The organism is Blautia sp. HCP3S3_C4 (assembly GCF_052064095.1).
Classification (GTDB): Bacteria; Bacillota; Clostridia; order Lachnospirales; family Lachnospiraceae; genus Blautia_A.
The window spans coordinates 162,020-185,079 of the sequence record NZ_JBQHWF010000002.1; the positions used below are offsets into that span (position 1 = coordinate 162,020).

20 protein-coding genes and 1 other annotated feature are annotated in these 23,060 nt (G+C 43.0%); of the genes, 15 read left to right on the forward strand and 5 right to left on the reverse strand.

Annotated features, from left to right (window positions below):
- Window positions 1-32: 32 nt before the first annotated feature.
- The 5 genes from polA (at window position 33) to ACTNC6_RS02705 (ending at window position 6,012) form a co-directional block, all read left to right on the forward strand.
- Window positions 33-2,687 (forward strand): DNA polymerase I, encoded by a 2,655-nt coding sequence (gene polA, locus ACTNC6_RS02685; protein ID WP_441043147.1) that lies wholly within the window; start codon window positions 33-35, stop codon window positions 2,685-2,687.
- 264 nt (window positions 2,688-2,951) lie between these two features.
- Window positions 2,952-3,551 carry a dephospho-CoA kinase gene (coaE, locus tag ACTNC6_RS02690; protein ID WP_441035046.1) on the forward strand — a complete coding sequence of 200 codons (600 nt, stop codon included), beginning with the start codon at window positions 2,952-2,954 and terminating at the stop codon, window positions 3,549-3,551.
- Window positions 3,538-4,332 (forward strand): MBL fold metallo-hydrolase, encoded by a 795-nt coding sequence (locus ACTNC6_RS02695; RefSeq protein WP_019161326.1) that lies wholly within the window; start codon window positions 3,538-3,540, stop codon window positions 4,330-4,332. The genes coaE and ACTNC6_RS02695 overlap by 14 nt, the downstream gene beginning before the upstream one ends.
- Window positions 4,333-4,348: 16 nt before the next feature.
- Window positions 4,349-4,621 carry an ACT domain-containing protein gene (locus ACTNC6_RS02700; protein ID WP_019161327.1) on the forward strand — a complete coding sequence of 91 codons (273 nt, stop codon included), beginning with the start codon at window positions 4,349-4,351 and terminating at the stop codon, window positions 4,619-4,621.
- 26 nt (window positions 4,622-4,647) lie between these two features.
- Window positions 4,648-6,012 (forward strand): PFL family protein, encoded by a 1,365-nt coding sequence (locus tag ACTNC6_RS02705; RefSeq protein ID WP_173742971.1) that lies wholly within the window; start codon window positions 4,648-4,650, stop codon window positions 6,010-6,012.
- Between the two features lie 385 nt (window positions 6,013-6,397).
- Here the strand turns inward: ACTNC6_RS02705 and ACTNC6_RS02710 are convergent, their stop codons facing one another.
- The gene (locus ACTNC6_RS02710) at window positions 6,398-7,486 is read right to left on the reverse strand and encodes a pyridoxal phosphate-dependent aminotransferase (RefSeq protein ID WP_441035049.1); all 1,089 of its coding nucleotides are present in this window, start codon (window positions 7,484-7,486) and stop codon (window positions 6,398-6,400) included.
- Window positions 7,487-7,700: 214 nt separating this feature from the next.
- Window positions 7,701-7,952, forward strand: a binding site (T-box leader).
- 188 nt (window positions 7,953-8,140) lie between these two features.
- Between ACTNC6_RS02710 and ACTNC6_RS02715 the strand changes: the two genes are divergently transcribed.
- From ACTNC6_RS02715 to ACTNC6_RS02725, 3 genes are all read left to right on the forward strand, one after another.
- The gene (locus ACTNC6_RS02715; protein WP_441043148.1) at window positions 8,141-9,163 is read left to right on the forward strand and encodes an ABC transporter substrate-binding protein; all 1,023 of its coding nucleotides are present in this window, start codon (window positions 8,141-8,143) and stop codon (window positions 9,161-9,163) included.
- A 150-nt stretch (window positions 9,164-9,313) separates the two neighbouring features.
- Complete coding sequence (locus tag ACTNC6_RS02720) at window positions 9,314-10,225, forward strand: ABC transporter permease (protein WP_173743007.1); 912 nt, start codon at window positions 9,314-9,316, stop codon at window positions 10,223-10,225.
- 3 nt (window positions 10,226-10,228) lie between these two features.
- The gene (locus tag ACTNC6_RS02725) at window positions 10,229-11,023 is read left to right on the forward strand and encodes an ABC transporter ATP-binding protein (RefSeq protein ID WP_441043149.1); all 795 of its coding nucleotides are present in this window, start codon (window positions 10,229-10,231) and stop codon (window positions 11,021-11,023) included.
- A gap of 83 nt (window positions 11,024-11,106) precedes the next feature.
- Here ACTNC6_RS02725 and ACTNC6_RS02730 read toward each other — a convergent pair whose 3' ends face one another.
- Both ACTNC6_RS02730 and ACTNC6_RS02735 read right to left on the reverse strand, forming a co-directional pair.
- Window positions 11,107-12,369 carry a chloride channel protein gene (locus tag ACTNC6_RS02730; RefSeq protein ID WP_441043150.1) on the reverse strand — a complete coding sequence of 421 codons (1,263 nt, stop codon included), beginning with the start codon at window positions 12,367-12,369 and terminating at the stop codon, window positions 11,107-11,109.
- A gap of 18 nt (window positions 12,370-12,387) precedes the next feature.
- Window positions 12,388-12,924 (reverse strand): HdeD family acid-resistance protein, encoded by a 537-nt coding sequence (locus ACTNC6_RS02735; protein ID WP_441043151.1) that lies wholly within the window; start codon window positions 12,922-12,924, stop codon window positions 12,388-12,390.
- A gap of 94 nt (window positions 12,925-13,018) precedes the next feature.
- Here ACTNC6_RS02735 and ACTNC6_RS02740 point away from each other — a divergent pair, with 94 nt between their 5' ends.
- Window positions 13,019-13,432: a potassium channel family protein gene (locus ACTNC6_RS02740; protein WP_173701971.1), complete on the forward strand. Its 414-nt coding sequence runs from the start codon at window positions 13,019-13,021 to the stop codon at window positions 13,430-13,432.
- A gap of 9 nt (window positions 13,433-13,441) precedes the next feature.
- Here the strand turns inward: ACTNC6_RS02740 and ACTNC6_RS02745 are convergent, their stop codons facing one another.
- Window positions 13,442-14,230 carry a hypothetical protein gene (locus ACTNC6_RS02745; protein WP_441043152.1) on the reverse strand — a complete coding sequence of 263 codons (789 nt, stop codon included), beginning with the start codon at window positions 14,228-14,230 and terminating at the stop codon, window positions 13,442-13,444.
- A 79-nt stretch (window positions 14,231-14,309) separates the two neighbouring features.
- Window positions 14,310-15,677 (reverse strand): tRNA(Met) cytidine acetate ligase, encoded by a 1,368-nt coding sequence (locus tag ACTNC6_RS02750; RefSeq protein ID WP_441043153.1) that lies wholly within the window; start codon window positions 15,675-15,677, stop codon window positions 14,310-14,312.
- 154 nt (window positions 15,678-15,831) lie between these two features.
- Between ACTNC6_RS02750 and pta the strand changes: the two genes are divergently transcribed.
- The 6 genes from pta to ACTNC6_RS02780 all read left to right on the forward strand — a co-directional run bounded on the left by pta (window position 15,832) and on the right by ACTNC6_RS02780 (window position 23,017).
- Window positions 15,832-16,842 (forward strand): phosphate acetyltransferase, encoded by a 1,011-nt coding sequence (gene pta / locus ACTNC6_RS02755; RefSeq protein ID WP_019161337.1) that lies wholly within the window; start codon window positions 15,832-15,834, stop codon window positions 16,840-16,842.
- 118 nt (window positions 16,843-16,960) lie between these two features.
- Window positions 16,961-18,151 (forward strand): acetate/propionate family kinase, encoded by a 1,191-nt coding sequence (locus ACTNC6_RS02760; RefSeq protein WP_441043154.1) that lies wholly within the window; start codon window positions 16,961-16,963, stop codon window positions 18,149-18,151.
- A gap of 277 nt (window positions 18,152-18,428) precedes the next feature.
- Window positions 18,429-18,956 carry a YceD family protein gene (locus tag ACTNC6_RS02765; RefSeq protein ID WP_227218182.1) on the forward strand — a complete coding sequence of 176 codons (528 nt, stop codon included), beginning with the start codon at window positions 18,429-18,431 and terminating at the stop codon, window positions 18,954-18,956.
- A gap of 3 nt (window positions 18,957-18,959) precedes the next feature.
- Window positions 18,960-19,142, forward strand: coding sequence for a 50S ribosomal protein L32 (rpmF, locus tag ACTNC6_RS02770; RefSeq protein WP_008704709.1), 183 nt, complete (start codon window positions 18,960-18,962; stop codon window positions 19,140-19,142).
- A gap of 145 nt (window positions 19,143-19,287) precedes the next feature.
- A complete protein-coding gene (locus tag ACTNC6_RS02775) occupies window positions 19,288-20,640 on the forward strand; it encodes an MATE family efflux transporter (RefSeq protein ID WP_441043155.1) in 1,353 nt (450 codons plus the stop codon).
- Between the two features lie 133 nt (window positions 20,641-20,773).
- Window positions 20,774-23,017 (forward strand): hypothetical protein, encoded by a 2,244-nt coding sequence (locus tag ACTNC6_RS02780; protein ID WP_441043156.1) that lies wholly within the window; start codon window positions 20,774-20,776, stop codon window positions 23,015-23,017.
- Window positions 23,018-23,060 lie beyond the last annotated feature (43 nt).

The following is a 23,060-nucleotide window of genomic DNA, read 5'->3' on the forward strand; positions in this document are numbered from 1 at the left end:
ATGAAGAGGTTATTGTATGATTGGAGGAACTTATGAGTGAAAAAATATTACTGATCGACGGACATAGTATTTTAAACAGGGCTTTTTACGGTCTGCCGGATCTGACTAATTCTGAAGGAAAGCATACAGGGGCAGTCTATGGCTTTCTGAATATTCTTTTCAGAATTCTGGAGGAGGAAAAGCCACAGTATCTGACTGTGGCCTTTGATCTTCACGCACCTACCTTCCGTCATAAAATGTATGAGGCATACAAAGGAACCCGTAAACCCATGCCTGAGGAACTGAGAGAACAGGTGCCCTTGATCCAGGAAATACTTACTGCCATGGGTGTAAAAATTGTTACTATGGAGGGCTATGAAGCAGATGATATTCTGGGAACTTTGGCCGGTAGAAGTGAGAAGAAAGGGATGGATGTGATCATTCTCTCAGGAGACAGGGATTTACTACAGCTTGCCACTGAGAAAGTAATGATCCGCCTTCCAAGAACTGTAAGAGGGAAGACTACCATAGAGGATTTTCATGCAGAGCAGGTGCTGGAGAAATATCAGGTAACACCACCTCAGATTGTTGATCTGAAGGCTCTTATGGGAGACAGCGCAGATAATATCCCCGGAATCCCGGGAGTTGGTGAGAAAACTGCTACAAAGATCATAGCGGAATATGGCTCTGTTGAAAATGCCCATGAACATCTGGAGGAGATCAAACCCAACCGCGCAAAGGAATCTCTCAGAGAGCATTATGATCTGGCACAGCTTAGTAAAGCATTGGCTGCAATTAATACAGACAGCCCGGTGGAGTTTGACTATGAGCAGGCGAAGCTTGGAAATCTTTATACACAGGATGCATTTTTGCTTTGTAAGCGATTGGAATTCAAAAATTTACTGGGTCGTTTTGATTCAGAAAATGCACAGCCACAGCAACAGATGCAGGAATTTTTCAGCTGCAGTGATCTGTCCGGATGTGAAACACTTTTTGACAGAGCTGCAAAGCAGGAATATGTGGGAATTTCGCTGGTTGCAGAGCAGGGACAGGTATTTGGTGTGGGACTGGCACTGGATAGCGAGGAAGTTTATTTTATACCTGTGGAGGGACTGCTTACAGAGAATTATCTTTGTGGAAAGCTTCAGCAGCTTTTACAGAAATCCTCCCATGGAGCTTTGACAATCTGCTCCATGGATGTGAAATCCATGCTGAAATATGTAGATGGTGAGGATTTTGGTGAGATTTTTGACACAGGAGTAGCTGCTTATCTTCTGAATCCGCTGAAATCATCATATACCTATGATGATATTGCAAAAGAATATTTAAATGGCCGGCTTCTTCCGTCCAGAGAGGAACTGCTGGGAAAAATGACCCTGGAAAAGGCATGGCAGCAGAGCGAGGACGGGCTGGTAAATATGGCCTGTTATATGGCGTATACGGCACTTGTGAGTAGAGAACCTCTTTGCGAAGTGTTGAAAGAAACGGACATGTGGAGAGTTTACACAGAAATTGAGCTTCCTTTGATTTTTACATTGAATTCCATGGAAAAATGGGGAATCAAAGTAAAGGGAGAGGAACTGAAAAGCTACGGAGAGAGACTGAATATTCGGATCGCAGAGCTGGAACAGCTGATCTGGAAACAGGCGGGAGAGGAATTTAACATTAATTCTCCCAAACAAATGGGAATCATCCTTTTTGAAAAGCTGGGGTTAAAGGGTGGAAAGAAAACAAAAACAGGTTATTCTACAGCTGCTGATATTCTGGAGAAGCTGGCACCGGAGTACCCGATTGTGAAAGATATTCTGGAGTACAGACAGTTAACAAAACTGAAATCCACCTATGCAGATGGGCTGGAAAAGGTGATCGAAAAGGACGGAAGAATCCATTCAACCTTCAATCAGACCATTACTGCTACAGGACGTATCAGCAGTACAGAGCCTAACCTTCAGAATATTCCTGTCCGCATGGAATTGGGACGCCTGATCCGAAAGGTTTTTGTACCGGAGGATGAGTATGTATTTCTGGATGCAGATTATTCCCAGATTGAGCTGCGTGTGCTGGCACATATGTCAGGGGATGAGAAGCTGATTCAGGCTTACCGTGAGGCACAGGATATTCACAGACTGACGGCGTCACAGGTATTTCATGTGCCTTTTGATCAGGTAACTCCTTTGCAGAGAAGAAATGCCAAGGCAGTTAATTTTGGAATTGTGTATGGAATCAGTTCCTTTGGACTCAGCCAGGATTTAAGTATTACAAGAAAAGAAGCGGCTGATTATATTGAAAGATATTTTGAAACTTATCCTAAAATCAAGGGATTTCTGGATGAGCTGGTGGAACAGGGCAAGAAAAAGGGCTATGTGACAACCATGTTTGGAAGACGAAGACCAATTCCGGAATTGAAGTCCAGCAATTTTATGCAGCGTTCTTTTGGGGAAAGAGTTGCCATGAATTCTCCTATTCAGGGAACGGCAGCAGACATTATTAAAATTGCCATGAACCGTGTCTATAAGCGACTGAAGGAAGAGGGATTGCGTTCCCGTCTGGTATTGCAGGTTCATGATGAGCTTCTTATAGAAACTTATAAAGAAGAAATTGAACAGGTTTCTGCAATCCTGGAGGAAGAAATGAAAGGAGCTGCGAACCTGTCAGTAGAACTGGAAGTGGATATGCACCAGGGCAATAACTGGTATGAAGCAAAGTAAGAACCTTTGGGTTACTGTTTACTGGTAATATCCCGCGAGGTGTTTTTGGTGAGCGAAGGTCACAGAAAACCTGAGACATACCGCGCGAATTTATGCGTTTAGCATAAATTAAGTTTGCGAAGCAAACGATACTCCTTGGGCTTTGCACAAGGAGATTCATATTTCCTGCATCGCGAAGCGTGTTGATGGTAACGGAGTGAACAGTAACACTTTGGGTATTGTAAGGCAGAGGAACCATTGGTGGATATCTTGTTAGGAGTATAAATGATTACAATAGGGATTACCGGCGGAGTGGGAGCCGGCAAGAGTACAGTGCTGGATTTTCTGGAACAGGAATATCAGGCATATGTGATGAAAGCAGATGAGATAGGTCATCTGGTGATGGAACCGGGACAATCCTGTTACGAACCGGTAATTGCATTATTTGGAAAACAAGTTATAAAAAATGACAAAACTATTGACCGCAGACTGGTTTCGGATGTAGTATTTTCACATCCGGACATGCTTGAGAAATTAAATCACATTATTCATCCTGCGGTGAAGGAATACATCCGCAGACAGCTTGCCCTGAAAAAGGAAGAGGGACAGAGAATCTGTGTGGTAGAAGCAGCCCTTCTTCTGGAGGATCATTATGAGGAATTTTGTGATACCGTCTGGTATATCCGTACGGATTCAGAGATCCGTATCCGCAGGCTGATGGAAAGCCGGGGATATACCAGAGAGAAATCAATGAGTATTATAGCCAGTCAGGCACCGGAAGAATTTTTTAGAACGCATACAGATTATGTGGTTACAAATAATACTGATCTGGAGGATACCTGGCAACAGATCAGGGAAGGAATTAAAAAATATGAGACTTTGTAGTATTGCCAGCGGCAGCAGTGGGAACTGTATTTATGTAGGCTCTGATCAGACACATCTGCTGGTAGATGTAGGAATCAGTGGTAAGCGCGTGGAGCAGGGACTGAATGAGCTGGAGCTGACAGGAAGAGATATTGACGGTGTTCTGATTACCCATGAGCATTCGGATCATATTAAAGGACTGGGAGTGCTTGCCAGAAAGTATCAGATACCTGTTTATACCACAGGAGGTACGGTGGATGCCTTGTCCAGAATGAACCTTGGGAAAATGCCGGAAGGTATTTTTCATGAGATCAGGGAAGATGAGACATTCTCGGTGGGAGATCTGAAAATAGATCCTTTTACGATTTCTCATGATGCCGCGCAGCCGGTGGGATACCGTATAGAATGTGATGACCACTCTGTGGGAATTGCCACAGACCTTGGAAAATATAATGAATACATAATTGAGAATCTCCAGAATCTGGATGCCCTTCTTCTGGAGGCAAACCATGATATCCGTATGCTTCAGGTGGGAAAATATCCTTATTATCTGAAACAGAGGATTCTGGGAGACAGAGGACATCTTTCTAATGAAAATGCAGGCAGACTTTTATGCAGGCTTCTTCATGACAACATGAAAGCTATTTTTCTGGGACATTTAAGCAGAGAAAATAACTATGAAGAGTTGGCCTATGAGACTGTGTGCTCAGAAGTAACCTTAGGTGACAACCCTTATAAGTCCCGTGATTTTAAAATACAGGTGGCAAAGAGGGATTGCATATCAGAAGTAATTACAGTGTAGAAAGGACAAAGAACTTATGAAAAAAACAATCATTACCGTAGTAGGAAACGACACAGTGGGGATTATTGCAAAGGTTTGTACTTATCTTGCAGACAACAATGTAAATATTCTTGATATCTCCCAGACCATCGTACAGGGATACTTCAACATGATGATGGTAACAGATGCCACAAAATGTGAAAAAGATAATGGGGTTCTTGCAAAAGAACTGGAAGACCTTGGAAATCAGATCGGCGTAGTGATCCGCTGCCAGCATGAAGATATCTTCAATGTAATGCACAGAATCTGAGAAAACATACAAGGGAGAAAAATAAAATGATCAATATTTTTGAAGTAAATGAAACCAATAAAATGATCGAGCAGGAGAATCTGGATGTGCGTACCATTACAATGGGAATCAGCCTTCTGGACTGTATCGACAGTGATCTTGAGACCTTGAATAAAAAGATTTATGACAAGATCACAACCTGCGCCAAAGATCTGGTATCTACAGGTGAGGCAATTTCCATGGAATATGGGATCCCCATCGTAAATAAAAGGATTTCCGTAACTCCCATCGCTCTGGTCGGTGGTGCTGCATGTAAGACAAAAGAAGATTTTGTGACAATTGCAGAGACTCTGGATAGGGCTGCAAAGACAGTTGGGGTCAACTTCATCGGCGGTTATTCTGCTTTGGTAAGCAAGGGAATGACTCCTGCAGAGAAACTTCTGATCGAATCTATTCCGCAGGCACTGGCAAAAACCGAGCGTGTCTGCAGTTCTGTAAATGTGGGCTCTACACGTACAGGTATTAATATGGATGCTGTCAAACTGATGGGAGAGATTGTTCTGGAAACAGCTCAGGCAAGTAAGGAACAGGATTCTCTGGGATGTGCGAAGTTGGTTGTATTCTGTAATGCACCGGATGATAATCCGTTTATGGCAGGTGCGTTCCACGGTGTGACAGAGGCAGATACGATCATCAACGTAGGTGTCAGCGGACCCGGTGTTGTTAAGACTGCTCTGGAACAGGTTAGAGGTAAGGATTTTGAGACTCTTTGCGAAATGATCAAGCGTACTGCTTTCAAGGTAACACGTGTTGGACAGTTGGTAGCCAGAGAGGCTTCCAAGCGTCTGGGTGTGAAGTTTGGTATTGTGGATCTGTCTCTGGCTCCCACTCCTGCCATCGGCGACAGTGTTGCTGAGATCCTGGAGGAGATTGGTCTGGAGCATGCAGGTGCACCGGGTACAACAGCAGCTCTTGCTCTGTTAAATGACCAGGTGAAAAAGGGCGGCGTTATGGCTTCTACTGCAGTTGGTGGTTTAAGTGGTGCATTTATTCCGGTCAGTGAGGATCAGGGTATGATCGATGCTGTAAATGCAGGGGCACTGACTCTTGAGAAGCTGGAGGCTATGACCTGTGTATGTTCTGTAGGTCTTGATATGATTGCGATTCCAGGAGATACCAAGGCTTCCACTATTGCAGGTATTATTGCAGATGAGGCAGCTATTGGTATGGTAAATCAGAAGACAACAGCTGTACGTCTGATCCCGGTTATCGGTAAGGGCGTTGGAGAGGTTGTTGAATTTGGAGGATTGCTTGGTTATGCACCGATTATGCCGGTGAATCAGTTCTCCTGTGATGCGTTTGTGCAGAGAGGCGGAAGGATTCCAGCGCCGATCCATAGCTTTAAAAACTGATAAAAAAGGCCGGAAACTTCGGAAAAGGAGTTTCTGGTTTTTTTGTTCAAGAGGGACGCGGGGCGGAAAATATTTTGTCTGGGGTGCGGTTTCGGAGCCTAAGATATTCTAAGCCGCCAGAAATCTGCTAAAAGCATGAGCCGTCCTGTCAAACTCGCTCCGCCTCCGACTTCGCTCAGACAGTGAGGCAGACGGCTCATAACGCAGATTTCTGGTGGCTAAGAATATCTAAGACTCCTGCAAATGCACCCCAGACAAAATATTTTCCGCCCCGCTGGTATCTGTTTTTAACTATAGAAATTCTGACGCAGGACTGCACGCTATGAAGGATTGGATTGTTTGCATTATTTTATAGAATTGCTATAAATAAAGGAAGTATTTTGCTTTAAAGGGACTCCAATACATGGAGGAGCCGGGTGTTGTCTTCGGGGTGCATGATGCAGAAGCGGATGTATTCGCCGTCCAAGCATTCGAAGGAGGAGCAGTTGCGGATCATGAGGCCCTGGCGGATGCAGGTGTCGAAGATGTCCTGGGAGGTCAGGCCGGGCTTCTGGATTTTCAGGAGGAGGAAGTTGGCATAGGTTGGGTAGGTTTTGTAAGTGGGAGTATTCTCCAGTGCTTTGAGCAGGCGGGTGCGTTCTGAGAGGATGAGGTCCCGGGTCTGGCGGATGTAGGTTTTGTCCTGGAGCATCAGTTCGCCGGCCAGGGCTCCCAGACTGTTGAGGGACCATGGTACCTGTTTTTCTTTCATTTTTTTGAGAAATTCCAGGTTCCCGGTGATTCCGTAGCCCAGACGCATGCCTGGGGCTGCGTAGAATTTGGATACGCCGCGGAGTACCATCAGGTTCTGGAATTCTCTGGTGAGGCTAATGGCGGTAATTTCATTGATATCCGGGGCAAACTCTACATAAGTTTCGTCGATCATTACGAAAATGTTCCGTTCATTGCAGAAGGAAACGATTCTGCGCAGGTCGTTTACCTTAATTGCAGATGAGGTAGGATTATTTGGGTTGCAGAGGATGAGAAAATCATATTTTCCCTCCAGAGTGTGACAAAGATCATCTACGTTGAGGACAAAGTTATCCTCTTCGCGCAGATGATAATATTCCTGTGTACTTCCGGAGAAGGAGAGCTCCCTGGCGTATTCTGAATAGGTCGGACCCAGGATAAGGGTGTGTTTTGGATTTTGTTCCTGTATCAGCAGCGCGATCAGTTCGCTGGAACCATTTCCCGGCAGGATGAATTCAGCAGGAATATTGCAATATTCTGAAATTGTGCTGCAAAGTGAAGTGTAATTTCTGTCAGGATAAGAAGACAGGATATCCAGACGCCCTGCAAGCTGTTCCTTTACATGCTCAGAAAGCCCCAGAGGGTTTACATTTGCCCCAAACATAATGATATCTTCTCTGCGAAGTCCGTAAATCTCGCAGACTTTCTCAATGTCACTTCCGTGAAATTCTATTTTAGCACTCATAATAAAGCCTCACAATCTGTTATAATAGTTCTGAATATGTGATATCTGAAATATAGTATATCATTTTTGTGCTTTTGTTTCCAGAAAAACAAATCATTTCTTGTCATATATTCAGACAGATGGTAAAATGAACCTATAATTATCATATTAAACCTCAGGCAGAAAATTCAAAAAACTCTTGACATATCTGCATTACCGTGGTAAAGTAAACACATCAAAACCGATGAGAAAGAAGAGTAAGCAACCAAGGATCATTACAGAGAGCAGCAGGTGGTGGGAAGCTGCATGAGACTGATTGTTGAATGGCCTTTCGAGGGCGGTCCGAAATCTTAATAAGCGTGAGAGTAGGCACCGACGGGAACCGAACCCGTTATAAATCAGGAGTGTATGTTTGTACATGAGAAAGTGGACGTTTCGTCAATTTGAGTGGCACCGCGATAATAAGATACTTATTACCGTCTCAAGCAAATGCATTGTTTGAGACGGATTTTTTATATATACAAAGCGGCTTTCACATCAGTTGGCACATCCGGTAAAAGGAATCCGGGAGTTCTTTCTCACAGACGGTAACAGGGGATTGGCATATATCCCTGAGGCTACGGCAGTTAATATTATGAGCTGCTGAATCATTGATGTAGAGAGAGGAAAAAGACTATGAAGAAAAGAGTATTAGCAATCGCAGCAACAGCAATGGCAACTATGATGATGGCATCACCGGTTATGGCACAGGATTTCAAGATCGGCATCTGTAATTATGTAGATGACGCTTCCTTAAACCAGATCGTAGACAATATTCAGTCCCGTCTGGAAGAACTTGGCAAGGAAAAGGATGTAAACTTTGAGGTATCTTATGATAACTGCAATGCTGATGCCAATGTTATGGAGCAGATCATTTCTGATTTTCAGGCTGATAATGTAGATTTAATGGTAGGTGTTGCAACACCTGTAGCAATGCGTATGCAGTCCGCAACAGAAGGAACGGATACACCGGTTGTATTTTCTGCAGTATCTGACCCTGTAGGAAGTGGCCTTGTAGAGGATCTGGAGGCACCGGGAGCAAATATCACCGGAACCAGTGATTATCTTGATACAGCTTCTATTATGAAATTGATCCAGGCAGTAAATCCGGATGTGAAAAAAATCGGACTTCTCTATGATGTGGGACAGGATGCTTCCACTACAGCCATCCAGGAAGCCAAGGATTATCTGGACAAGGAAGGCATTGAATATGTAGAGCGTACAGGAACCACAACAGATGAGGTACAGCTTGCGGCAGACGCTCTGGTGGCAGATAAGGTAGATGCAATATTTACCCCGACAGACAACACCATCATGACAGCAGAGCTTTCTATTTATGAAAAATTTATTGAGGCAGGAATCCCACAGTATACAGGGGCTGATTCCTTTGCATTAAACGGTGCGTTCGTTGGATATGGTGTGGATTATGCAAATCTGGGACAGAAGACAGCAGATATGATCGCAGCAATCCTGGTAGACGGTGAAGACCCATCTGAAACACCGGTAGAAACCTTTGACAATGGTACAGCAACTGTAAATACAGAGACCTGCGAAGGGCTGGGACTTGATCTTGACACAGTTAAAAAGGAATTTGAGCCATTATGCACACAGGTAAACGAGATCGTTACAGCAGAGAGCTTTGATGAAGTAGAAAAATAATAAAGATGTTTGGATTGTGTTTTGATCGGACGTGAATTTGAACAAAATATTTTCTGAATTGAAATGAACAGCAGCAGTTTTTCTGTTGCTGTTCATTGAATGTAATAAAATAAATACAAATTGGAGGAAATTATCGTGACTATTGCGACTATGCTCTCCCTGGGAGAGACTGCGCTGAAGCTTGGCCTGATCTGTTCACTGACAGTTCTTGCCCTGTTTCTCAGCTATTCCATGCTGAATGTCTGTGACCTTTCCACTGATGGCTGTTTCACACTGGGAGCAGCAGTGGGAGCGGTAGTGGCAGTCAGCGGACATCCTTTTTTATCTATTTTTGCAGCCATGGCTGCAGGTGTATGCTCAGGCTTTGTGACAGCCATACTTCAGACAAAGCTGGGGGTTGACAGTCTTCTTGCAGGAATTATCGTTAATACAGGGCTTTATTCTGTGAATATTGCAGTGATGGGAGGTTCTTCCCTGATCAATATGAACAGAACAGATACAGTATTTTCCATGATGAAAGAAACGCTGAAAAATACACCGCTGAAAGGCAGAGGAGATATTGTAGTTGCCCTTATCGCAGTGATCATAGTGATCGCTTTTCTTGTATTCTTTCTGAGAACAAGACTTGGCCTGGCGATCAGAGCCACAGGAAATAATGCAGATATGGTAAAATCCTCATCTATTAACCCGGTGTTTACCACGATCGTAGGTCTCTGTGTTGCCAACTCCTTTACAGCACTTTCCGGATGTCTTCTGTCTCAGTCACAGAAATCCGTAGATATCAATATCGGACAGGGAATGGTTACCATTGCACTGGCCTCCCTGCTGATCGGAGGTACGATTCTTGGCAGAGGCGGAATTTTTGTGAGAGCCGTAGGCATGGTGCTTGGATCTTTTATTTTCCGTCTGGTATATACGGTTGCGCTGAGGTTTAATATGCCTGCATTTATGCTGAAACTGGTATCTTCTGTGATCGTTGTATTGGCTATTTCAGGCCCATATCTGAAGAAACAGTGGCCGCAGATTAAGAGAAGAATGACTCACAGGAAGGGAGTACAGTGATTTATGCTGAAGATTGAACATATTTCCAAGACTTTTAATCCGGGTACGGTAAACGAGAAACAGGCCATCAGAGATTTATCCCTGAATCTGGAGAAAGGTGATTTTGCAACAATCATCGGTTCTAACGGTGCTGGTAAATCCACTCTGTTTAATGCAATCTGCGGAGATTTTCTTACAGATTCCGGCATGATCATGCTGGATGGACAGGATATTACTTTTATGCCCCAGCATGTACGCGCAAAAACCATCGGCCGCCTGTATCAGGATCCTATGAGGGGAACTGCACCTGGAATGACCATAGAAGAGAATCTGGCACTTGCAGCAGGGAAAGGCGGATGGCTTTCCCATGTGTCCAGACAGGAAAAAGAGCGATTCCATGAAGAACTGAAGCTTCTGGATATCGGACTTGAGAAGCGAATGACTCAGCCGGTAGGACTTCTTTCCGGCGGACAGAGACAGGCGCTGACACTTCTCATGGCAACCATGAATCCGCCCAAGCTTCTGCTTCTGGATGAGCATACAGCAGCCCTTGACCCGGGAACTGCAGAAAAGGTGCTGAATCTTACGAAACGGATTGTAGAGGAACATCAGCTTACCTGCCTGATGATCACCCACAATATGCAGTCAGCCCTTGATTTGGGAAATCGTATCCTTATGATGGATTCAGGAAACGTTGTGCTGGATATCCATGAAGAAGAAAAGAACGGCCTGACTGTAGAAAGACTTCTGGATAAGTTTAAGACAGGTGCAGGCAAGATGCTGGATAATGACCGAATTCTTCTTTCCGGAGAGAAATAAACATAATAAAAGAACCATTATATACAGCTGTATAGTCTGATATAATGGTTCTTTTTTTGCAGGTTCTTTTTTAGAGACTTGTTCTAATTTGCAGAAGGTTCCTGCTCTGCTTTAAGTGTAGTAAGCTTGCTTCCAACTACTGCTGCAATGAAAATCCAGATAAACATTTTAACCGGGAAGCAGAGGAAGAGAAGCATGGTTATTGCCAGTGGCTTTTTCATAATTCCGCCCAGAAGTGACGCAGTAACGATTGCAGCTCCAAATACCACATGTCCCCCGTCTGGCCCGCAGGTCAGCATTGCCACGCCGTATCCCATACATACTCCGGCAAAGATGACAGGGAAGAAATGTCCTCCCTTTAAACCGAACTGAATACACAGATTTGTCAGCAGAAGCTTGAAAAACGCAATGCCAATAAGTGCCAGTGGCAGATAAGAGGTATAGGTTTTCATAAGTGTTCCCATCTGTTCTTCTCCGGAAAATATAAGTGCAGGTAAGAATGAACCTGTGATTCCAAGGCATAAACCTGCAAAAATCTCTTTGACAACTGCCGGGAATCTGTTGGAAATATTTCCGGTCAGCTTGTGCGTTGCCTGATAGAAGTATGCCAGAATAAGACCGCACAAAATATACAGAATTATAAGCAGATAGTCTTTTTTCTGGATTTCCACCATATCAAAGGATGGAAATCCGGAAAGCCCTGCACCAAAAAGTGCAGATAAACCTGCATAAATACCGGTGCCTGCAGCCAGCGCGATTCCGTAAATAAATAATTTGGAACCCTTTGTTAAGGATGCAAGGTCTTCCTCAGAGTTTTCTTCTACTTCGAAAATACCGAACAGAGGTGCGTGAAACAGCACACTCATGGAGACTGCGGCACCGATCTGCGAATAATTTCTGGTATTCTGTTTGGCAAACTTCAGATTGTCTCCGGCCCAGTAGCATAAACCTATGATAATTCCGGTAAGTCCGGCTTCGGGACCTACACTGCTTCCTATGAGTAATGGCAGCAGTGCTGCCACCATCATTACAAGCATGTTTTTGTATTCGTATCTTTTTTCTGTTCTGACTTTTTCCATAACGGTTTCCAGATCTTCGGGATAGTCTCCGAATATTTTTCGGAAAATACCGATAATTGCTGCACCGGCTACACAGATAAGAATTGTATAATAGGGAACAGAGGTTTTTCCGGGAAACCATTTCCACAGAAATTCAGTTCCCACTGCCATTATTTTCAGCAGGATCCATACCAGTGCACCGGCAACAGCACCAATGAGTGCGCAGAACAGCCACAATTCAAGCTGATTTTTTAAAGATACGTTTTTGGGGCTTTTTGTGTTATTCATACAGTCATAACCTTTTTGTTAGTTTTCGGTCTTTCCGAAATTGATTCCAAGTACGATCATATTAATACCCTGCATTAAAACAGAAAAAGCGATCATATATCCTGCAGAGATCATGGTAAGAACAGGATGAGTAAATGAAATGATGCTGACGATCACGGATAAAACACCGCACACAATGCTCAGGATACCTTTTCCTTTAGAGGTTTTATATACCTTTGCGCCGCCGGCAATCTGGAAAATACCATAAATCAGAATGATTGCGCCAACCATATAAGCAGCCATTACGTCTGTGATGAATCGCTGAATGCCGCTGAATAATAAGATAATACCTGCAAGTCCTTCCAGAACACCGAGAATACATGCTCCGATTTCTTTCTTTTCTTTGGATAAAGAAAGGATTACAAGTTCAATACCATTTACAAACAGAAGGATTCCCAGGATCCATCCGATGGCAAGAAAAGTTCTCATTGGTCTTACAAGAGTGTAGACTCCTAATAACAATGTTAAAACTCCGGTGATCAAAGTGAGGTATTTTAGTGCTTTATTATCTTTCATACTGTTAAGCTCCTTTCATATTGCAAGTGAAACCGTTTTATACTATACTTCAATTAATTTCAGATAGTAGATTATTTCATTGGAGGACAGGTGCATGAAAAGAATTAAAGTATTAGGCAGTGTATTAAAACGGACTCGCGCAGATAAAATTATCATTGGTTTTATTGTGTTTATTTTTGCTATCGCAGCAGTGATCCAGCTGGTTGAACCAGACATTAACCGATATGGAGATGCACTGTGGTATTGCTATGCGGTGATCTCCACTGCCGGATTTGGCGATGTAGTTGCGGTTACTTTCATTGGAAAAATGTGTTCCGTTCTTCTGACAATCTATTCCCTTTTTGTAGTTGCCATTGCTACCGGGGTAGTGGTTAATTTCTACACCCAGATGGTGGAAATGCAGCGAAAAGAGACACTTGCCATGTTTATGGATCAGCTGGAAAGACTTCCTGAGCTTTCCAGAGAAGAACTGGAGAATATTTCCAGAAAAGTGCGCCAGTTTCGGTAACTGTGGATCTTACTGATCTCTGGAAGAATGTTCTTCTTCCTGCTTGCTGCGTACCTGCGGGATCAGAGAAGCTGCCAGCTTTCCTTTTCCGCGGTTTCGCAGATACAGAATACCGATAACAGAAAATACTACTGCACCGATAAAGTTTACGATCAGATCTTTCATGGTATCAACAATACCAATATCAAGATAGCCTCCCAGATCCCAGGTCTCACCGTTAACGACCAGGGACTGAACATCTACATGGATGGGAACGTTTGCACCGGTAGGATTCAGCTTCACAGAGTTGATGGCCGGTACGATCCAGTCCTTCTGCATATCCATTCCAAAGAACCAGTCCATGCTGAATTCAAAGAATTCCCACATAACACCAACAGTCATTGAAAAACAGAATGCAAAAAAAACTACAAAATACGGTGACATTTTAATGGAAAACCTGTCACTGCGGTTAAAAAGATCAATCAGTGCAAATCCGATGGCGGCCATCAGAAAACCGTTAGTAGTATGTAAAATGGTATCCCAGATAGGGATTTTTACATAAAAGGCATTGATTTCGCCAAGAATTTCTGCTGAAAAGATAAAGATCAGAATTACTGTCTCCAGTCCCGGTGGTATTGTGACGTTCAGTTTTCTGTCCAGAAACTGTGGAACCATAAAAAGGATCAATGTTAAGATTCCCAGAAACATATTGTGGTAATTTCCCAGGAAAAACTGACGTACAACAGATAAGATTACTAGGGCGCTAAGCACCATCTGAATCTTTGTTCTATTCTTTTTCAAACCTGAATTAGCTTTCATTTTTCTTTTCCTCCTTCCTTATTTTATATCCCTATCCTCACTGTTTTATTCTAACATAAGCGGATTTAAACAACAAGAATTATATGATAATAAGCTGTTTCTGGGACTGGTGGCAGAATTTTCTGCCGGTTTTCAGACACAGAAGTTTTTCATATAAATTGGAAGAAAAAACAGTTTCAGATAAAATCTGATTTCCTTTACTGTCCAAAAGATTTTGTGCATCTGCAAGCTTGGTAATGAGAGGGATACTGCTGTGCTGCTTGATCTGGCTTAGCAGTTCACTGCTTTCCTTGCGGAAACCAAGAACCCGGGCAAAGGGAATCTGTGTGGGCGCAGTATGGATATTTAATATAATATGAAGCAATGCTCTCTGTATTCTTGTCTGAGTCAGCTCTCTGGTTTTTAAAACAGATACAGACTGGGAAAAGGACGACAGAAGATTTTGCTGATTTATGATCCGTCGGGCGAGATCCTCGGAAACATCCATATAGGAAGAAAGGCTTTTCACGTTTTCCTTCATAAGGCAGTAGGAGAGGATAGAGTCCAAAGAATTTTCTGTGAGAAATTCACCGGAATTTACAGCCTTTTGAAAAACAGGAAAAGCCTGTCCCGGAATCTGGGATGCCAGGGAATCCGGGTCAGGGGAATCCTGAAGAATCAGATTTCGTATAGCAGTTGCAGATGCAAAGAAATCAGTGGGTGACTGTAGATCCGGGGAGGATACTGCGGAATGTTCATCAGGGACAGTGGTTTCATGATACCCCATTCCTTCCCTGCGGATGGTAACAGGGCGGATCTGGCTGTTCAGGCGGAGAAGTGCCTTGCAGTATTCGATTCCCAGGATATTATTGGGTGTATTCAGGATCTGTGTGACTTCATTTAACAGAGGAGTAAGTACCCCGTCAAAATCGTCACCGCTGAAGTTGCGAAGATTTTTAAAATATTCTGTCAGTGCCTGGCTTCTGGCAGCCGGAAAAGTCAGCCCTTCGCATAAAAAGCTTTTCAGCAGCTTTTTATATTCTTCAGGTTCTTCTACAAGGATCTCAGCCAGTTCTCGCAGTGCGCTGATCTCTCCGGATTCACTTCCAAAACAGAGCATATCAACAATGCCAAGGCTGTCCAACAGGGAAACACCTCCCATTGCGAAGGCTTCTGCACTTGCTGTAGAGATGGATACCGGCATTTCAAGCACAAGGTCGGCACCACACCGCAGAGCCATTTCTGCACGTGCGTGTTTGGAGATGAGAGCGGGAGTGCCGCGCTGCACATAATCTCCGCTCATGGCAACAATCACATAGTCTGCCTTTAGCTTTTCTTTTGTATACCGGATTTGATATTCATGTCCTTTGTGAAAAGGATTATATTCTGCAATAATTCCTGCTGTTTTCATAAATTTAGACAGAAAGCTCCTTTCTGAAATTTTGTAGAGTTCTCTCTTTTTTACCATATTGCATCTTAAAAAATACTTTTTTATGTCATATTCTACCATTCAGATGCTTGAAATACAAGGCTTCAGGAGTTATAATGAAAACAGCGCAGATAATTGATAGAAAATTGATATTGGATATCAGAACTGCTATATGAAAGGAGCCATTTTAATCATGGGATTTATTGACACACTCAAAGAAAGAGCAAAAGCAAACGTAAAAACAATCGTACTTCCGGAGACAGAGGATAAGAGAACTCTGGCAGCTACAGAGAAAATTTTAAAAGAAGGAATTGCAAAGGTTATCCTTGTTGGTAACGAAGAAGCTGTTAAAAAGAGTGCAGCTGAAGACGGATATGACATTTCCGGCGCACAGATCGTAGATCCTGCTACATCAGAGAAAACACAGGGATACATTGACAAGTTAGTAGAATTAAGACAGAAAAAAGGCATGACACCGGATCAGGCTAAAGAGATTCTTCTTAACCAGTATCTGTACTATGGTGTAATGATGGTAAAAATGGGCGATGCAGACGGTATGGTATCCGGTGCATGTCACTCTACAGCTGATACCTTAAGACCATGTCTTCAGATCCTGAAAACAAAACCAGGTACAAAACTTGTATCCGCATTCTTCTTAATGGTAGTTCCGAACTGCGAATACGGCGCAAACGGCGCATTTGTATTTGCTGATTCCGGTCTGAACCAGAACCCGACTTCAGAAGAACTTGCAGCAATCGCAGCATCTTCTGCAGAATCCTTTGAACTTCTTGTTCAGGAGAAACCAATCGTTGCCATGCTTTCACATTCCACTAAAGGCAGTGCAAAACATGCTGACGTAGACAAAGTAGTAGAAGCTACAAAGATCGCAAAAGAGCAGAATCCGGAACTTGCACTTGACGGAGAATTCCAGCTTGACGCAGCTATCGTTCCAAGTGTAGGTGCATCCAAAGCTCCTGGAAGCGAAGTTGCCGGTAAAGCTAACGTACTTGTATTCCCAGACCTTGATGCAGGTAACATCGGATATAAACTTGTACAGCGTCTTGCAAAAGCAGAAGCTTACGGACCTGTAACCCAGGGTATTGCTAAACCTGTAAATGACCTGTCCCGTGGATGCTCTGCAGACGATATCGTTGGTGTAGTAGCTATCACAGCAGTACAGTGCCAGGCTGATGACAACAAATAAGATTTCGGTCAGACAGTAAAGCAGAATTATTTTATCGACTACATAATTTATTGATATTATAATATGAAAGGAAAAGCTGGCAGAAATATTCGGAATTTATTGCCGGCAGAATATGAAAATGAACGTATTAGTAATCAACTGTGGAAGTTCATCCCTGAAATATCAGCTGATCAACTCTGATTCAGAAGCAGTTCTTGCAAAAGGTCTCTGCGAGAGAATCGGTATCGATGGAAGATTAGTATATCAGAAAACAGGCTGTGACAAAGAGATCACAGAAGCTCCTATGCCTACACATAAAGAAGCAATCCAGATGGTTCTGGATGCCCTTACAAATGACAAAACAGGCGCTATCGGAAGCCTGAAAGAAGTAAACGCTGTTGGACACCGTGTTGTACATGGTGGTGAGAAATTTGCCAAATCTGTAGTAATCACAGATGAAGTGATCGCAGCAGTAGAAGAGTGCAACGATCTTGCACCGCTTCATAACCCGGCAAACCTGATCGGTATCCGTGTATGCTCTGAGCTTATGCCGGGTGTACCTCAGGTAGCAGTATTCGATACCGCTTTCCATCAGACAATGCCTGCAAAAGCATATCTCTATGGCCTTCCACTGGAATATTACAAGAACTACAAAGTAAGAAGATATGGTTTCCACGGAACCTCCCACAGCTTTGTTTCTAAACGTGCTGTTGAATGCCTTGGCCTTGACAAAGATAACTCAAAAGTTATCGTATGCCACCTTGGAAACGGTTCTTCTATCAGTGCTGTTGTAAACGGTCAGTGTGTTGATACAACAATGGGTCTTACTCCGCTTGAAGGTGTTGTTATGGGAACACGTTCCGGTAACATTGACCCGGCTATCATGGAATTCATCGCTAAGAAAGAAAACCTTGACATTGCAGGTATGATGAACGTTCTCAACAAGAAATCCGGTCTTCTTGGATTATCCGGCGGATTATCCAGTGACTTCCGTGATCTGAACGATGCAGCTCAGAGCGGAAACGAAGATGCAGCTAACGCAATCGACGTTCTCTGCTATGGTATCGCTAAATTCGTTGGCGGATATGTTGCAGCCATGAATGGTGTAGATGCGATCGTATTTACAGCAGGTATCGGCGAGAATGCTATTCCTGTACGTGAGAAGGTTGTAAGCTATCTTGGATACCTTGGAGTTACACTTGACAAAGAAGCTAACGGAGTTCGCGGAGAAGAAATCGTTATCTCTACACCGGATTCCAAAGTTAAAGTTGCTGTAATTCCTACAAACGAAGAACTTGCAATCTGCAGAGAGACAGTAGCTCTGGTTTAATTTTCACAGATAATAAAGTGTCTGTTTTGTGTCCGGACGAGAGAAATATAGTTGGATGAAACTATATTTATTATAGAAAGGAAAGGTGCATCTGTTAGGAGCACCTTTCTTTCTGTCTATGCCTATAGCGGATTCAGACGGGATAATATCCGCTGCTTTTTACAGGAAATATGCCGTAAAGGAATATTACTTGACAAAATGTGAAATTTTTCTAATTTATCGTTGACAAAAGCAGAGGCGGTATGTATAATAAAACAAGTGTGGATAGGAGAAAAGTATGCAGATACATTTATCAGATATTTCATCCAGTGAAGGAATGCGTATTCAGAAGACTGTAGAGTTTGGAATGGATACGATCACCTTTCAGTCAGGAAGCTTTCCGGTACTTGCAAAAGAGCCTATAGAGCTTACGATTACGAATATAGGTGACAGGAATCTTGAGATCAGAGGAACAGGTAAGATTACCGTAGGTATTCCCTGTGACAGATGTCTGGAAGAGGTTTCCACAGAGATTCCTTTAGAGATTGAGCGAAAACTTGATATGAAGCTTACGGATGAAGACCGTGTGAATGATCTGGACGAGAGTTCTTATCTCACAGGTATGGACCTGGATGTGGACCAGCTGGTCTATCTTGAGGTACTGATGAGCTGGCCTTTGAAGGTTTTATGTAGAGAAGACTGCAAAGGAATCTGTAGCCAGTGCGGGAAAAACCTCAATGACGGTCCTTGCGGATGCGTCGAGGGACCAAAGGATCCCCGTATGGCAGCTATCAGTGATATATTTAGTAAATTTAAGGAGGTGTAACATATGTCCATCTGTCCAAAGAATAAATCTTCTAAAGCAAGACGTGATAAGAGAAGAGCAAACTGGAAAATGAGCGCTCCGAACCTTGTAAAATGCAGCAAATGTGGCGAACTGATGATGCCGCACAGAGTATGCAAAGCTTGCGGAAGCTACAACAAAAAGGAAATCATTAAAGTTGAAGACTAATTTTTAATGATTGCAAAGTATGGCAGGTTCTCCCGTTTGGGATGCCTGCTTTTTTGTATGTTAAAATATAATGCCATGGAACCCATGGTGCTCGGACTGCGGCAAAATGCAGAAATATTTTTAAAATGTGGATGAGGGAAAAGAAATGGAGAAAAAGGAAAAGGTAAATCAGATTACAGAAGGAGTGATCTGGAAACAATTGCTGTTATTTTTCTTTCCTATTGTATTTGGAACGTTTTTTCAGCAGATTTATAACACTGCAGATACAATTGTTGTAGGCCGTTTTGTAGGAAAACAGGCACTTGCTGCAGTCGGAGGCTCTGCCAGTCAGATTTCCAATCTGATCGTGGGATTTTTTGTAGGCCTTTCTTCGGGGGCTGCAGTTGTAATTTCACAGTTTTATGGAGCAAAGGATAAAAAGAATGTAAGCAAGGCGTTGCATACGGCATTTGCATTTTCCATTGCTGCCGGGATTTTTCTTACAGTAGCAGGAATTCTGCTGACAAGACCTGCATTGCTGCTTATGAAGACACCGGCAGATGTTGTGGAGGATTCGGCCATTTATCTTCATATTTATTTTGGAGGGATGATTTTTAATCTGATCTATAATATGGGGGCTTCTATTCTGCGTGCAGTGGGAGATTCTAAAAGACCACTTTACGTGTTAATTATTACCTGTGTGTTGAATATTATTCTGGACCTTTTGTTTGTGGTAGTTTTGGGTATGGGAGTAACAGGTGTGGCAGCAGCAACCGTTACTTCGCAGGTGATCAGTGCATTGCTTGTAGTGGGTATGCTGCTTAAGACAGAAGAAATTTATGTGTTAAAACTGAGAGAAATCCGATTTGATCAGAGAATGCTGTCTTCAGTGCTCAGGATCGGAATTCCGGCAGGACTGGAATCTGTCATGTATAATATCTCGAATATTGTGATTCAGATATTTGTCAATAATCTTGGCACCGATACTGTGGCGGCGTGGGGTACACTTGGAAAGATTGATGCCATTTTCTGGATGGTGATCAATGCATTTGCGATTTCCATTACTACCTTCGTCGGACAGAATTACGGGGCAGGAAAGTATCACCGTATGAGAAAGAGCGTGCGTGTCTGCATGACTATGAGCATGGTTGGAGCGACGGCTCTGATCGCGGTTATGTATGCGTTTGCGCCGTGGATATACAGTCTGTTTACTACAGACAGTGCTGTTATTGGGCACGGTGTTCATATGAGTCGTTTTTTACTGCCGTCCTATTTCATTTATGTGATCATAGGAATTTTGTCCGGGGCACTGAGGGGTACCGGAAAGGTTCTGGTGCCTATGATCCTGACCTGTGGCGGAGTGTGTTCTCTGAGGATTCTGTGGCTTTTTACAGCAGGACAGATGTATCCCGGAATTAATACGATCATGCTTAGCTATCCGGTTTCCTGGAGCATTACGGCAGTATTATTTATTGTATACTATTTTATGAAATTTCCGGGAAAGAAAAAGGAGAATTAACCATTTTCCGGCACACCATTTTTCATGAAATAATGCAGTTTATCCTATGTCTGTTGCCGAAATCCGCCAGATAAGGTAAGCTAAGAACAAAGGAAATTGAGAATAAAGATAACAGATTGAGCAGTAACGTAAAATGAAAGTATGGAAAAGCATGAGAAAACAGAAAATAACAGTTCTGATTTTTATGATAGCCCTGTGTCTGACTGGCATATGGGGAATGAAAAAAAATACCACAGTATGGGGCGCGGTGATCCAGGTAAATGATGTGATCGTACCTCATGATATTCCTGCAGTAGCTGTAGAAATAAATAAAAGCAGCGAACTGATCGCTGAGAAACTGTCCCAGGTTTTCTATACAGTTTATACAGATGCAGATACACTGCATATTCCGGTTTTCTGGGATGTTTCTTCTGTGAATATGAAACTGGCAGGCGTTTATACAGTGAAAGGTGTATTTAAACTTTCGCCTGAGTATGCTTTTGAAGAGAGTGAAAGTCTGCAGGTGCAGACAACTGTTTCTGTGCAGTACCCGGACAAACCGGATATTAATACATATTACAGGCTGACTGCGGCAGGAATCTATATATTTCCCTGGTTGAAACAGGAAAATTCCGATTCCATGGAAGCTTATCTGAAGAAAGAAAGCGGACAGTGGATCAATCTTACTGAGGAGGGCTTTGCTCTCTGTGAAGAGGAGGGGCTGTATGTATCTAACCAGAGTATGGTTGTGGGTAATACCTATTCCCTGCTGGTAACCTATGATAATGGAAAGAAGCAGACCAATACTCTGCGGTTTCAATACCAAAAAGACGGCAGTCTTAAAATTTACGGTTATCAGCACAGTTTGCTTGGAAACACACAGAAGCCTGGAAAGATCATCTGTTCTTATGATACCGGAGATGAGAAATATCTCAGCAGATGTGCTGCCTATGCAGTAAAAACGGGGGGAAGCCTGAAGCAGATTGAGAAAGAATTGAAGGAGAATATCAGACTGAGGGTCAGTACTGCTGAAACATTTGAAAATACAGCCGAGAATCCGGAGCTGATTCTGGAATCCTCCTGGGATCTGAGCCAGGTAAACAGGGAAAAACAAGGTGTGTACAAGGTAACCGGATCATTTGTAATCCCAGAAGGATATGAAGTAGCTGACAGCCTGGCGCTGCCAGAGGCATATGCATATCTTTCTGTACAGAAAAAAGGAGAACCACAGATTAATACCTACAGTATGCCAACTGTGGATCTGCTGGAATTTCCTGTGCTACTGGATGGACTTTCCACAGAGGAACGCCGGAATATACAGGTTTATCTTTCTGAGAATGAGGGGAATTACTGGAAAATAGATGATGACCTGGTGGAAGTGACTTCTGATGGAATTCAGATTTATTACAGAGAGATATTAAAGAAAGGACAGAACTACCAGATCTGTGCTGTCTATGAGAATGGGAGCACGGGAATTTATTCTTTTTCCTATAATGATGCCTTTATTGTCAACGAATACTGGCATGAGCGGAATTTTTCAGACAGGGAGGAAAAAGATCTTCCTGACATTGTGCAGAAAGCACCTGCTTCGTCAGAAGTAGTACAGGGAGAAAAGGAAGAGAATCTGAATACGGGAAGTGCCGGATATCATTATGACAATTCTTACGGAACAGACAATAATACAGACGGACAGAATAGCAGCAGTAACAAAGCTTCTGATGCAAAATCTGCTGAAATATCGGATACAGAGAATTCTGTGACAGAGTTAAGCACCGACACCATTACTGCAGTCAGTGGAAAGAGAATGCTTCTTATGATCCAACAGAATGGAAGTGCAAGGTATGAGAAACAGGGAATCTCTGTAACATTTTCTCCGGATACAGTGAACGGATGGAAGATCAATGCAGAGGATGAAATCCAGATAGGAATCGAGAAAACGTCAGAAACTGCATTTTCTCTGCGGATTTTTGTCAGAGGTGAGGAGGTAACAGAAGTTCCGGGAACAGTGGTGGAATTTCAGATATCTGTGTTTGGCGGAATCCAGTCACCTGAAACAGTAAAAGCGGAGGATGTGCAGGGAAATCAATATACAGTGAGCTATCAGGAAAAGCAAAATGTTCTCCGTATGGAGATCGGACAGACAGGGGACTATTTTTTGACAGATGGAGAGTCGGAAAATATCGAGGACCAGACGGTTGAGGACAGTGTGAAAGCTATTTCAGACGGAGAAGATATAGGTTTTACAGAAGAGCCAATGCCAGAGGAGGAAACGGGGCAAAAGACAGAGCAGAAAACAGAGAATTCCGCCAAACAGTTTCTGATGATAATACTTACATTATCGGCAGTATGTATCGTGGTGGCTGCCATTATTTTTGCAATTCGTAAAAAACGCAGATAAGCGACAGTGGAAAGGCAAACAAAGCACCTGAAAACAGAAGGAG